This window comes from Chitinophaga sp. CC14, from assembly GCF_048957795.1.
In the GTDB taxonomy this organism is placed as follows: domain Bacteria; phylum Bacteroidota; class Bacteroidia; order Chitinophagales; family Chitinophagaceae; genus Chitinophaga; species Chitinophaga ginsengisegetis.
Genome location: NZ_JARBFY010000003.1, coordinates 1,707,541 through 1,720,457, shown reverse-complemented (window position 1 = coordinate 1,720,457; position 12,917 = coordinate 1,707,541). Strand labels below are relative to the sequence as shown.

Below are 12,917 nucleotides of genomic sequence, written 5' to 3'. Positions count from 1 at the left end.
TATAATTCACTTTATCCGGTTACCTTTACACATCCGATACTTATGATACTCAATTTCTTTAAACCATCCAGACCAATCATTCCAGACTTTGAGGCGTTGAAAAAATCTCCGCTAAAGGATCTGTACTTTTACCGCACCGCAAAGTGGCACTGGATTAACAACGACATGATAACAATCATCGATAGCCATTCTCCCCGAATGATCACCCTGGATCCCTGGCCGCAGATGGTTCTTCTGGGTGCTTCAGGAAAGCTAACGATTAGTGAGTATGTTGATTATGTGGCCAGCAAATATAAAAAGGAAATCCCTGCCGATCTGGACACCACTATTTTGTCCATGATTGACTTGCTGCTAAAAGACAAAGTAATAAGTCTGTCGGAGGTAATAAGAGAACCAGACCCTGAAAACAACCGCCCTTTTAAATAGGACCGATAATGGAAATGATAACTATCATAAATCATTTTAACAAACACCACGACATTCCCACTGCCGACATTGCATGGATGACTAGCAATAAGCGCCAGGTATACGATTACCTGCTCCTTTACCCCCACCGCGATTTCACCATTGCGCTGCTTGATTCATTGGTAGACCTGCGTAAGGCACAACCAGATAAGACAGGCATTGAAGATATTATGTTTGCCTGCCTGCTGGTAACCCTTCACCGGCAAATTGAAGATTGCCTGCTTATCTGGAAAGCAAAAAACATCGATTTTGATACATTCTGCGGCGTAGACATACAACTAGTTCCTTTTATGGGCGTGCCTGCCACGATCTCCTACCTGCAAGCCAGTAGTGATCCCGATGCACCCAAAGCCCTGGAGTATATACTGGAATGCGACGAAGCAGCAGACTTTGAACAGCTTGATCACTATTTTTCATCTGTCGATTTACACTGGTGGATGAACTGCACATCATTATAATTGCCGCATCCAATGAAATTAATCACCGACATCAACGCCGCTAACGCGCTACTACAGCAGTATTGTGGTGCCCCTTTCAGATACACCTTTTCGGCAAGTCGCTATGGCGACTGGGAATGGAACTACGCCATCCCGAAAAACCGGAAGTATTATATGTGGTCTGTGGTATCACCAAATGCGTATTGAATAAACAATTAATTACACTTCTGGTATATCATCTTCTTCTAGGCCCAATACGATAAAACAGTTGGACCAGAGATCACAGTATCAGATAATTAGGCTTTGATATCAGATTTAGCTTGACAGATGCTTATCTAGTACAGAAAATGTATCATTTTTATAATCTTTTATATATATTAGTTCAAATTTTACCTCTTCTTTTTTATAAAACCTCATTTAGGTCATCCATTTAACTTGGTTGCAGAACTGGGTTTCTGCGGATATCCTTTCTTATTATCTGCTTCAATTAATTCAGAATATAAACTTTCTATGAAAAAGGAGGTCATTGTCGCAAAACAACCCAATGAAACATTATCCCAGGCCATGTATAGGTCTATTAAAGAGGCCTATACAGATTTCGACGAGTTAAAAAAATATGTATTCAACGGATATGGTAATTGGGTTTTAAAATTTGGGGTACGACACTCCCGAAGATTTGGACAATGCAGAATCTCTTACATTTAGATTTGAGGCGTATCGATTAAATACCCTTGTACATTTAAAAACCTTCTCATTACATTTTACTTATGGTGAAGAAGAAACGCAAGTTAAGTATATGCAAAATATGGCCGATGCAATATGTGAAGAGGTAGAGCGATTTTGGGATTTATATCGCCAAAAGTAAAAATGAAACTGATTACCTTCCTAAAATGGAATTCTTTAATAAAAAATGAATTAAAAACTGGACCTAGATATGAAAGCCACCTCAGCAAACTTGTTAACCGTCATTAACGGCCCAAAACAATTTGTCATTCCAATCTACCAACGTACTTACAGCTGGCAATTAACCCAGTGCCGACAGCTATTTCAGGATATATTAAAAACCGGCAATGACAAAACGGATGCAGGCCATTTTGTTGGCTCCGTAGTTTATTTTCAGGAAAGTATCTACAATACTTCCAGTGTTCCACAGCTACTCATCATTGATGGCCAGCAGAGAATAACGACAGTTTGCTTAATTATTTTAGCATTGTCGGAATTCTTGAAAGAAAAGCCGGAGGATGTTGACATCGAAACAAACCATTCTAAACTTCGCAACTATTACTTATTCAATGCAGAAGAAGAAGGAGAGCTGCATTATAAATTATTACTGACCCGAAAAGATAAAGAGACATATATTAGCCTACTCAATGATCACCCCCAGCCGGACAATCCATCCCAGCGTATTCTGGAAAACTATCGGCATTTCAAAGAAAACATTAATTCAACAAATGTTAACGCCTTATATAATGGTATCATGAAGTTGTTTGTTGTGGACGTGACTCTTGAAAAAGGTAAGGACAACCCTCAACTCATCTTTGAAAGTATGAACTCCACGGGACTTGATCTTTCTCAGGCGGATCTGATCAGAAACTATATACTTATGGGTCAGGAAATCAAAACTCAAACAAGGCTCTACGAAAAATATTGGTTTCCGATGGAACAGGGATATGGCAATGATTACGCGGCTTATTTTGATCGATTTGTACGTGACTATCTCTCTGCCAAAACAGGTACAATACCCAATATCACTTCAGTCTATACCGCGTTTAAAACGTATTCAAATGGATTATTAATAGAAGATTTAGTAGCCGAAATCACCACATATGCTGCGTTCTACGCTAATATGGCTCTCCATAAAGAAAAGGATAAGGAGTTGTTAGCTGCATTTGAAAATCTCAGCACATTACGAATCGACGTTGGTTATCCGTTTCTGCTGGCGATTTACAACGATTATGATCAGGGAATAATTAATAAGGAGATCTTTCAGCAAGTATTAGCATTAATAGAAAATTATGTGTTCCGTAGGGCGATTTGCGGAGTTCCTACCAATAGTCTGAACAAAACATTTCTGACCCTGTATAAATTTATTGATAAATCCAACTATTTCGAAAGCTTAGCAGCCACTATGCAATTGTTTGCAGGTTCCAAGCGCTTCCCAAGTGATACTGAATTTATACGGGAGATTAAGGTAAAAGACCTGTATAAATTCCGTTCAAGAACTTATTTTTTGAGTAAACTGGAAAACCACAGACGAAAGGAATGGGTTTCGATTGCCGAATATACCACTGAGCACATTATACCGCAGAACGAAGACCTCAGCTTGGAATGGCAGCAAATGCTCGGCGAAAATTGGAAGGATATACAAAACACCTGGCTTCATACCCTTGGGAACCTGACATTGACTGGTTATAATTCTGAGCTCAGTGATCATTCATTTCAAAAGAAGAAGACTATCGAAGGGGGATTCAACCATTCACCTCTCAATCTTAATCAATATCTCAGGAGCGTAGATGAGTGGAATGATTACCATATCCAAAAACGCGCAGAACAACTAGCGGAAACAGCATCCATGATCTGGAAATATCCTGGTATTACCGCAGAAGAATTAACGAAGTATGCCGAAAGAGAGCGAGCTGGTTCTAATGAATACAGCCTGGATCATTATGAGTATCTGACTGATGAGACACTGCTGCTTTTTAACGAACTGAGAAAAAGTATTTTGAATTTAGATGAGGCGGTAAAAGAAGAATTTAAAAAACTCTATATCGCCTACAAGACATCAACCAATTTTGTAGACGTCGTCCCTCAGAAAACTTCACTACGGTTATCTTTCAACATGCCATTTTCCGAACTAATTGACCCGGAAAATCTTTGTAAAGATATTACCGATCTGGGGCGCTGGGGTAACGGAGATGTTGAATTCAGAGTTTCATCTCCAGCGGATATTCCCAAAGCCATAGGCTTCATACAGCAGGCGTTGGATTATCAGGATTTGTATTGATCAATACCCCCACTCCCCGTGACTGACCGGTAGCCTGTTGAGTTCTTCCCAATGGAATTTCCATTGGGGCATATACCTGTTCATCAGTGCCAGGAAGCGTTCATTATGATGCCGCTCCAGCAGGTGTACCAGTTCATGCACGATGATGTACTCAAGACAGATAAGTGGTTTCTTGGCCAGTTCGAGATTGAGCAGGATGCTTTTTTTATCGGTGTTGCAGCTACCCCACTTAGTCTTAATTTGTTTTATCAGTGGGGCCATTGCGTCTTTCTATTTTTGTGATTCGAATAGAGGCAGTATTGAAACTGCCTCAAAAATGGTATAAAAATACCACATCTCCTGTATAAGCCGGCTTCGCCTTCCCTTTAATACTAAGCGTAGCACCGATTACCACTTTGGTAACTCCTCTTAAATCGACGATGGAATTGAGTTTCGCTTTTAATTGTACTTCATCGTTCACAAACACTGCCTGACCAAACTTAAATCGCTCTATACCGTAGTTTATTTCCATTTTAACATTCCGGATGTCTGCAATTTGCTTCCACAAATAAGGAATTAACGCCAACGTCAGATAACCATGAGCAATAGTCGTTTTGAAAGGCCCTTCACTTTTTGCTCTTTCCTCATTGCAATGGATCCATTGATGATCCAGGGTTGCATCCGCAAATTTGTTGATCTGCTCCTGGTCTATTTTATGCCATTCAGAGCTACCTATTTCTTTACCCTCATACGCTTGATATTCTGCGAAACTGGTTACAATTACCATAATTCTTTCTTTTATTATTATTTATAGATACAAGCGCCCAGGCAATGTTTTTTTTGCCATTGCTTCAATTTATTATACGGTTGTAATGTACATCTTTCTTTGAGAATCCTGAAACGCCTCTTTCGGTATACATAACAGATTCGGCTAAATCAAAAGCTGATTTGGATAAACCGGTTTAATACAGGTATGTGATCTTTGCTACTGCAAAAGAAGAACATTATGCGTGTATTTGTTACAGGAGCCACAGGCTTCGTTGGTACTGCCGTTGTGCAGGAATTGATAAACGCTGGTCACCAGGTGCTTGGCCTGGCCCGGTCAGATGCCTCCGCTGAAAAACTGGCGAAAGCAGGTGCAGAAGTGCTCCGTGGCGACCTGGAAGACCTGGATAGTTTACGGGCGGGCGCCGCAGAAACCAATGGTGTTATCCATGCCGGATTTATTCATGACTTTACCCGATTCCCGGAGGTTTGCGAAGTTGACAGGAAAGCCATAGAAACTATCGGCGAAGTATTGGCCGGTTCCGACCGCCCATTGATCGTTACCTCCGGTACGGCACTGGTAAGCCCGGGGAAACTGGCTACAGAAGATATCATTCCCTCTTTTAACCCAGCCTGGCCGCGTGCTTCGGAACAGGCAGCAGATACCGTGTGCGGATTGGGCGTACGTGCTGCGTCTGTCCGTTTGTCGCCCTCCGTACATGGTGATGGTGATAAGCATGGATTCATTCCTATATTAGTTAATACCGCCCGTGAAAAAGGCTTTTCCGCTTATATCGGCGAAGGGCTTAACCGGTGGAATGCCGTACACCGGTTGGATGCCGCCCACCTGTTCCGCCTCGCCCTGGAAAATGCAGAGGCCGGCGCCCGCTATCACGCCGCCGCCGAAGAAGGGGTTACCGTTAGGGCTATTGCTGAAGCCATCGGCAAACAACTCAATATCCCGGTAAAATCAATAGCACCTGAAGCCGCCGCTGAACATTTCGGCTGGTTTTCGCATATGGCGGCCATCGATTGCCCCGCATCCAGTAAACTGACACAGGAGCGTTTGAACTGGCGCCCTATGCATTCAACACTGCTTTCAGATATTGATAACGGAATTTATACCGGTCAGCAACTATAAAGATTATCGTAAACGGTTCCTCAGGTAACGTCAGCAAACCACTTACGGCAGCACTGGTTGCCCAGGGTCATCATGTAACCGTAGTCAGTAGCGATCCCAAAAAACAGGTGGCTATTGAAGCCTTGGGCGCCAGGAACCTGTTATCGTCTCCGTCTCCGATAACCAGGTTCCTGGCCGATTTCTCCAAAGAAATTACGGTGGCTTATCACGGAAGTAATTAACTTTAATAAAGATGAACAACCAAAAGATTTTCCGTTTCAATACCATCACCGAATATCACCGGGCCGTAGGGTTGCCTAACCCTGCGCATCCGTTGATCAGCGTGGTTCATCTGGATGACATTCAGCAGCCCATCTCCGATATTCCTTTCAGCCTGATCTACGACTTTTATTCCATCTCACTAAAAAAAATGCAACATGCCAGGTTTAAGTATGGGCAGCAGGCAAGCGACTTCGACGAAGGGGTGTTGTTCTTTATGTCGCCCGGTCAGTTATTCGGTATTGACCTACCGCACAATAGTGAGGTGAAACGGCCCGAAGGCTGGATGATCCTTATTCACCCGGATTTTTTATGGAATACCCCGCTGGCAAAAAACATCAAGCACTATGAGTTCTTTAGTTATTCAGTATATGAGGCACTTTATCTTTCAGATAAGGAAGAGGCTATGATCACTGCCATTACCCGCCAGATTGAACAGGAATACAATGCGAACATAGACCGCTTCAGTCAGAGCGTGATCATTGCTCAACTGGAACTCCTCCTTACCTATTCGGAGAGGTTTTACCAACGCCAGTTCGTTACCCGTAAAATCGCCAGCCACGAACTGCTGACACGCCTGGAGGATTTTTTATCTGCGTATTTCAGCAGCGGTGCATTGGCCCAAAAGGGCTTGCCGAGCGTTACGTTCATCGCCGAAACTTTAAATATTTCACCAGGTTACCTGAGCAGCTTACTTAAATCTCTGACCGGCCAGAGTACCCAACAGCATTTGCACAACAAACTGATTGAACTGGCCAAAGAGAAGCTTTCCACTACGAATCTTTCGATAAGCGAGATTGCATATGAACTGGGGTTTGAGCATCTACAGTCGTTCAGCAAACTGTTTAAAACCAAAACAAATCTTTCGCCAATGGAGTTCAGGCAGTCGTTTAATTAAGTTATGAACGGGCGGTGGTGGCCGGCGCGGAACAACATTGCATGCATGAACATACTTCCTTAACGCTTTGATAATATAAAGCGATTACTTTAGCCTAAAATCAACCGGCTTACATGCAAGCAGCGCCTTCTATTACTGCCTCCTTATTATTAGCCTTCCGGAACGGAGAAACATGGGCTTTCAATGAGATCTTCACCGTTTACGACGCCCGCCTGATGGCCTACGCCGCTAAAATATGTGCCACCCGCCAAGATGCGGAAGAAGTTGTACAGGATGTGTTCATCAGTCTTTGGGAAAACCGGTTGGGTATTGAAGGCCCGGATATTTCCGGCTGGTTAATAAAAGTATGCCGCAATAAAGCGCTTAAATCCCTTCGCAGGCATGTATTCCAGGCCGATATTAGCACACTGCCTGATCTGGCGGCTACCCAGCAGAACCCTCTTGAACAACTTTACTTTGATGAAATAGAAGAATATATCCGACAGGTAATTCAAACGCTTCCGCCTGCACGTAAAAAGATATTCCTTATGAACCGTGAGCAGCACCTGAGCTACCAGCAGATCGCAGATGAACTGGGCATTTCGGTGTTCACCGTTAAAAAACAGATCAGCTTAGCCATCCAGCACCTGCGTACCACCGTTACCCCGTATGCCTGTTCACTGGCGCTAATCATGCTTCCGCCAATGTTAAATTAATGTTACCGGTACTACTTTAGCTGCGCTTTGGGGTACTTCTGTTAAAAGTACCTCCCTATGCCGGTTCCAACTGAATTATTAAAAACGTTACTCTTAAAGCAAAAGCAGCAAACCATTACCGAACAGGAAATGATGTTGCTCCGGTTATACCTTGCCACAGCAGGCGCAGAAGCGGCCCTGGATACGGTGGACTTTTCTGATATGCCGGAAGCTGGTGGTCAGCCGCATACGCCCGCAGACGTTCGTTATCAACGTATCCTGCAGGCAATCGATCAGCCCGCGGAAGCCCGCAGCCCCTGGCGGAAATGGATTATCCGTGCCGCTGCCGCAGTGTTTTTAACAGCAGGCAGCGCGGCGCTGCTGCACTATCTTTTACCGCCGTCAGCAGCCCCTGTACAAATGCTCACCTACCGCACCGGTAACGGAGAGATCAAAGCAATTACTTTACCCGATAGCTCACGGGTGTGGCTAAACGCACGTTCCGTACTCCACTATCCTGCAACATTTAATACCCCTCAGCGCCAGGTAACCCTGGAACAGGGACAGGCATTCTTCGATGTAGCACACGATCTGCAACATCCGTTTATCGTATCCAGCGGCCAGGGAGTACAAACAACAGTGCTGGGCACCTCATTCACCGTTCGGGTAGACAGTAGTACCGCCAATATCCAGGTAGCTGTTAAAACAGGTAAAGTAAGTGTTAAGCAGGCCAGCCATCCGGTTGCGGTACTAATGCCCGGAGACCAGGTTGATTATGATGTGCGGCAATCCCGTGCAGCAGTCAGCAAAACAGATACCGCTGCCATCAGCCAATGGACATCCGGCAAAATTGTATTTACCCAGGCCAGCTTTGCCGCCGTAGCAGCCACTATGCAACAATTATACGGCTTACAGGTAATAGCAGGCAATACAAGCATTCCACGCAACCGTTACAGCCTTACCATCCGCTATGATGCCGATCCGGTAAAGCTGCTGGAAGTTATCAGCGTCATAAATGGTAATCGTTGCGAATGGAAGAATACCACACACACCATAGCAGTACTCCATTAAATAAAAAAAGTGCCTGTTAGAGCAGGCACCTTACACCCGGTATTGGAAGTACCGGTATTTATTATACAATAAACAAAACGAAAGTATGATTTTTTTTACCCGAAGCAGATTAAAAATCCGCGTATGGACAGCCTTGCTGGTATTGATTCTGACTGTCCCTTTATCATCGCTGTTTGCACAACAGCCCTCCGCTTTGCTGTCTAAGCAAATAACGTTGAGCTTCTCAGGCGAAAACCTGCTTGCCGGCCTGAATAAAGTAGCGCAAACGGCTCAGATAGAATTTGCCTTTAACGCGCAGCACATTGACCGTTACGCCGCGCCGGTAGCCAGCTATAAAAAACGTTCCGTAAATGATGTATTGAATGACCTGCTGCGTAATACTCCCTTAACCTTCAGGGACCTGAACGGATATATTGTGATCAACGAACAACAGGGTGTAAAACCCGCTGCAACTGCTATTGTAAGGGCGCCGGGAACAATAGGCGGCAAGGTGGCCGATGCAGAAACAGGACAGCCCATTGCAGGTGCTACTTTCCGCGTGGGCAATAAAGGCACACAAACAGCGGTCAACGGCGCTTTCAGCATAGTTATGGAAAAGGGCCGGTACACTGCAATTATCAGCCATGTGGGTTATGTTACCAAAGAGATCAGTGATATTGTTGTGAAAGACAATGAAACCTTTACACTGGATATTATGCTGAAAAAAGATAAAGGCCAGCTAAAAGGCATTGTGGTAAGAACAGCAGCCGGCAAAGAAAACGCAAATGCTTTATTGTTACGGCAGAAAAATGCCGCGGAGATCAGCAACGGCATTAGTGCAGAGCAGATTGCCCGCACACCGGATAAGAACATAGGCGAAAGCCTGAAGCGGATCAGCGGTGTAAGCATCGCGGATAATAGATTTGTACTTATCAGGGGTATAGGCGAACGCTATAACGCTGCTATGCTGGATGGCGTAGCGCTGCCCAGCACAGAGGCGCAGAACCGCAACTTCTCATTTGACCTGATCCCTGCGGGCCTGGTGGACAATGTGGTGGTAAGCAAAACGGTAACGCCGGATATGAACGTGAATTTTGGCGGCGGTGCGGTTCAGATCAATACGCGCGACATTCCAAACGAAAATTTAACCAGCATTACAGCAGGTGTATCTTACAACGACCAAAGCACCGGAAAAGATTTCCTGAGCCACCAGCGCGGCAAATACGATTACCTGGGTTTTGATGATGGCCGGCGTAATTATCCTGCAGGTCTTCAGCAAACAGACCGTAATGTAGGAGAGAACATTCCACTCACCGAAGCAGCTTATGAAGAAAAGCTGATAGCACAAAGCAAGCGTTTCAAAACAGATAACATAAGCGTGTACCGTTATAAAACAGCGCCTTCTCAAAACTATCAGCTCATCATAGGCCGCGTATATGCGCTGGATTCCGTAAGTAATAATAAGCTGGGCTTCACAGGCGCTGCTACCTACCGCAATACGCAAAACATAAATATCATTGAAAAACAAAACAGGGGCGACTGGTACGCCGGTGACGATAACCCTGGTAAAAGTTACGGTTACAATACCACGCTTGGCGGCCTGCTTAATATTGGCTTGCAATGGGGTAAAAGCAGGTTAAGCCTGCGCAACACTTACACCCACATGTATGATAACGTACTGGTACGGAATATAGGATACAACAGCGATAATCCAGGAGAGTTTAAACCGCAGAATGTACCCAGCCGCATCCAGGAAGCAGACGACCCAACGTACACGGACCTGCTGCAGAATAAATTGTCCGGACAGCATATGCCGGGCAAGGTCAAAATTGAATGGAACATTGCCCACACCGCTATCAGGAGAAATGAGAAGGACATGGTTATAGCAAACAGCGGTCCGATGTTGGTAAGCGGAGCCTATAGGTATGTATATGGCTCCAGCAGCTCATCGGAACCGCGGCCGTTTCCCCTGTCGCGCCATCATTACAGTAACAGGGAATCACATAACTCCTGGGATATAGCAGCCACTGTTCCTTTTAATACAGGCAGCATTTCAAACAGTTTTAAGGCCGGTTATTTCGGTAGCGCAAAAAAAGCAGACTTCGACTGGCAGATTGTGGCGCTGGCTGCTGATCCTTTAAAGATCCCCGACAGCATGCTCAACGTACCACTGGGTTATATGATCAACCCGGACAATTTCTCCGCCAATGGGTACTTCTACATGGCGTCAAGCTGGTGGAATGATCGTTATGCCGGTAAAAGCAACATCCATGCAGGTTATTTGATGCTGGACACAAAACTGGCCAGCAAGTTACGCCTGGTATGGGGAGTGCGTGCGGAATATTACAAATACACGGAAATAAAAAATGGCCTTAATATTAAGGGAACCTCTGCATTCAGATCTAAAGAGGATAAGCCCCTGCAATGGCTGCCCAGTGCAAATATAACCTATAGCCCTGCGTCCATGCTTAATATCAGGGCAGCTTTCAGCAGCAGCGTGGTGAGGCCGGAGCTGATGGAAAACAGCCAGTTCTGGCGCTATAGCCCTTACCTGGGGGCTATGTTTGGTAACGAAGGTGTTTATAGTACCCGTATAAACAGTTATGATCTTAAAGCCGAATTATTTCCGGCAGCCGGTGATATTCTTTCCGTAGGCGGTTTTTATAAAAATTTCGATAAGCCGGCGGAGCTAACATATGGCAACCTGGTGTATTACCTGCGCAGCGCCGATTGGGCAAAGGTGTATGGAATTGAGTTTGAGCTGCGTAAGCGCCTGGATTTTATTGGCAGCAGCAGGTTCCTGAACAATCTTATTGTTTATGGCAACTATACCCTGCAGAGATCATCTGTTCGTGGCACCTTTGAGATCGCGGACCCTGCCGGCGGACCGGATCTGCAGGTGCCCGCCAAACAAAAACGCCCTATGTATGGCCAGTCGCCTTACCTCTATAACGCAGGATTGCAATACAGCGGCAGGCGCCTGGGCTGGAATATAGCGCTCAATGGCGGCGGTTATAAGACTTATGTGGTGGCTGCCCTCTCTGATGAAATTGAGTATGAAAAACCCCGGCAGCAACTGGATCTTCAGATTAGCTATAAGCTACTGAACAATCACCTGGAAATAAAGCTGAATGCAGGCAACCTGCTGAACAGCCCCTCAACATTCTTTACAAACAGGGGAAGCTACGAGAAGAATCCGGATTACACCAACCTTGGCGATTACAGTGAAGCATTACGCTTAAAACCAGGCTTCAGTGATAAATATGAGCCTGGCGACCTGGTTAAATTCAGCCAGAAATTCGGACGTACCTACGGCACGACTGTTTCTTACCATTTCTGATCTAAAAAACATTAACATGAAAGCACCCTTTTTATACCTGTATATTATCTGTTGTATGTGCCTGCTGGCTGCCTTACCTGCCTGTAAAAAAGGAGAGCTGGTGAATACGCCGCAGGAAAGAGCTGTGAAGATGCAGTTTAAAGGCGCCATATTAAATGATACCCTCGAATTTGTATCCAATGATAAAGTTATTGGTGAGGCTATCAATACCTGGTTTAAAATGACAAATGTCTATTATAATCCTCATGAAAAAATTCAGCTGCGTAAAAAAGCAGACGGGAAAGTAGTCGGGGAATTTGAAGTGATGCCAACTCCTTTTTTGCAGGTAAAGAGAATATTCTACGATGGCGTAACTGCAACGGACAAACTGGAGCTGACGCCGGTGTCAGATACCAATAACATGGGTTTTCGTCTGAAATTCGCTACCTCTTTCAAAGACTTCTATGGCGGTCCGGTAGACGTGGAAATTCTCAATCTGCATATTGACTATAACACGTTTGAATTTAAATTTACTCCGCTTAAAACAATAAGCGGCGTAACCACTACGTTCGGCGATTTTTTTGAACTGCCTCCGCTGGCCACTATTGAAGATAGTTACGTTTTCAAAGTATATAAGGCAGGAACAAAAGAGCTCCCCTACACCAGTTTAGAGAACGTTGAGCTAAGCAATCCGGAGTTCTATTACGGGGATCTTACAAATGTTTATTACTTTGTTGCCGGTGACAGCCGGCTCCTGTCTATTTCACCATACATCGGCTTCAATGGGGATCATGATGTAGTGACCGATGGCTATAGCGTGGAGGACTTTTCATCCGCATTTAAATAGCCGGTGTCCGGTGCTGGACAAAGAATGTCCATTTACGGACAGTTATTAACTTGTAATTGAACATAAACATGCCGTTCCTA

Annotated in this window: 12 protein-coding genes; 10 read left to right on the top strand and 2 right to left on the bottom strand. The window is 44.7% G+C overall.

The window, feature by feature from the left end; all coding sequences use genetic code 11:
* The first annotated feature begins 42 nt into the window (after window positions 1–42).
* The 4 genes from PV783_RS16955 (at window position 43) to PV783_RS16940 (ending at window position 3,906) form a co-directional block, all read left to right on the top strand.
* Window positions 43–426 (top strand): hypothetical protein, encoded by a 384-nt coding sequence (locus PV783_RS16955; RefSeq protein WP_420988873.1) that lies wholly within the window; start codon window positions 43–45, stop codon window positions 424–426.
* Window positions 427–434: 8 nt separating this feature from the next.
* Window positions 435–923, top strand: coding sequence for a hypothetical protein (locus PV783_RS16950; RefSeq protein ID WP_420988872.1), 489 nt, complete (start codon window positions 435–437; stop codon window positions 921–923).
* A 12-nt stretch (window positions 924–935) separates the two neighbouring features.
* On the top strand, window positions 936–1,109 hold the full coding sequence (locus PV783_RS16945) for a hypothetical protein (RefSeq protein WP_420988871.1): 174 nt from the start codon (window positions 936–938) through the stop codon (window positions 1,107–1,109).
* Window positions 1,110–1,836: 727 nt separating this feature from the next.
* Entirely contained in the window at window positions 1,837–3,906 is a 2,070-nt protein-coding gene (locus PV783_RS16940) for a GmrSD restriction endonuclease domain-containing protein (RefSeq protein WP_420988870.1), read from the top strand.
* On the opposite strand, the gene PV783_RS16935 is transcribed toward PV783_RS16940, so the two are convergent.
* Both PV783_RS16935 and PV783_RS16930 read right to left on the bottom strand, forming a co-directional pair.
* Window positions 3,907–4,167 (bottom strand): YgjP-like metallopeptidase domain-containing protein, encoded by a 261-nt coding sequence (locus PV783_RS16935; protein ID WP_420988869.1) that lies wholly within the window; start codon window positions 4,165–4,167, stop codon window positions 3,907–3,909.
* Window positions 4,168–4,216: 49 nt separating this feature from the next.
* Window positions 4,217–4,672, bottom strand: coding sequence for a MaoC family dehydratase (locus tag PV783_RS16930; protein WP_079467779.1), 456 nt, complete (start codon window positions 4,670–4,672; stop codon window positions 4,217–4,219).
* Between the two features lie 219 nt (window positions 4,673–4,891).
* Here PV783_RS16930 and PV783_RS16925 point away from each other — a divergent pair, with 219 nt between their 5' ends.
* The 6 genes from PV783_RS16925 (at window position 4,892) to PV783_RS16900 (ending at window position 12,837) form a co-directional block, all read left to right on the top strand.
* The gene (locus PV783_RS16925) at window positions 4,892–5,791 is read left to right on the top strand and encodes an SDR family oxidoreductase (protein ID WP_420988868.1); all 900 of its coding nucleotides are present in this window, start codon (window positions 4,892–4,894) and stop codon (window positions 5,789–5,791) included.
* Window positions 5,792–6,023: 232 nt separating this feature from the next.
* On the top strand, window positions 6,024–6,947 hold the full coding sequence (locus PV783_RS16920; protein ID WP_420988867.1) for a helix-turn-helix domain-containing protein: 924 nt from the start codon (window positions 6,024–6,026) through the stop codon (window positions 6,945–6,947).
* A 113-nt stretch (window positions 6,948–7,060) separates the two neighbouring features.
* Window positions 7,061–7,642, top strand: coding sequence for an RNA polymerase sigma-70 factor (locus tag PV783_RS16915; protein ID WP_420988866.1), 582 nt, complete (start codon window positions 7,061–7,063; stop codon window positions 7,640–7,642).
* 57 nt (window positions 7,643–7,699) lie between these two features.
* Window positions 7,700–8,692 carry a FecR family protein gene (locus PV783_RS16910; RefSeq protein ID WP_420988865.1) on the top strand — a complete coding sequence of 331 codons (993 nt, stop codon included), beginning with the start codon at window positions 7,700–7,702 and terminating at the stop codon, window positions 8,690–8,692.
* A gap of 85 nt (window positions 8,693–8,777) precedes the next feature.
* Window positions 8,778–12,011, top strand: coding sequence for an outer membrane beta-barrel protein (locus PV783_RS16905; RefSeq protein ID WP_420988864.1), 3,234 nt, complete (start codon window positions 8,778–8,780; stop codon window positions 12,009–12,011).
* Between the two features lie 16 nt (window positions 12,012–12,027).
* Window positions 12,028–12,837: a hypothetical protein gene (locus PV783_RS16900; protein WP_420988863.1), complete on the top strand. Its 810-nt coding sequence runs from the start codon at window positions 12,028–12,030 to the stop codon at window positions 12,835–12,837.
* Window positions 12,838–12,917: the final 80 nt, after the last annotated feature.

Excerpts from the sequence above, each read along its gene's own strand:
- PV783_RS16940 (WP_420988870.1), top strand. The coding sequence starts at position 1,837 with ATGAAAGCCACCTCAGCAAACTTGTTAACCGTCATTAACGGCCCAAAA.
- PV783_RS16935 (WP_420988869.1), bottom strand. The coding sequence starts at position 4,167 with ATGGCCCCACTGATAAAACAAATTAAGACTAAGTGGGGTAGCTGCAAC.
- PV783_RS16905 (WP_420988864.1), top strand. The coding sequence starts at position 8,778 with ATGATTTTTTTTACCCGAAGCAGATTAAAAATCCGCGTATGGACAGCC.
- PV783_RS16945 (WP_420988871.1), top strand. The coding sequence starts at position 936 with ATGAAATTAATCACCGACATCAACGCCGCTAACGCGCTACTACAGCAG.
- PV783_RS16915 (WP_420988866.1), top strand. The coding sequence starts at position 7,061 with ATGCAAGCAGCGCCTTCTATTACTGCCTCCTTATTATTAGCCTTCCGG.
- PV783_RS16955 (WP_420988873.1), top strand. The coding sequence starts at position 43 with ATGATACTCAATTTCTTTAAACCATCCAGACCAATCATTCCAGACTTT.
- PV783_RS16910 (WP_420988865.1), top strand. The coding sequence starts at position 7,700 with ATGCCGGTTCCAACTGAATTATTAAAAACGTTACTCTTAAAGCAAAAG.
- PV783_RS16900 (WP_420988863.1), top strand. The coding sequence starts at position 12,028 with ATGAAAGCACCCTTTTTATACCTGTATATTATCTGTTGTATGTGCCTG.
- PV783_RS16950 (WP_420988872.1), top strand. The coding sequence starts at position 435 with ATGGAAATGATAACTATCATAAATCATTTTAACAAACACCACGACATT.
- PV783_RS16925 (WP_420988868.1), top strand. The coding sequence starts at position 4,892 with ATGCGTGTATTTGTTACAGGAGCCACAGGCTTCGTTGGTACTGCCGTT.
- PV783_RS16930 (WP_079467779.1), bottom strand. The coding sequence starts at position 4,672 with ATGGTAATTGTAACCAGTTTCGCAGAATATCAAGCGTATGAGGGTAAA.
- PV783_RS16920 (WP_420988867.1), top strand. The coding sequence starts at position 6,024 with ATGAACAACCAAAAGATTTTCCGTTTCAATACCATCACCGAATATCAC.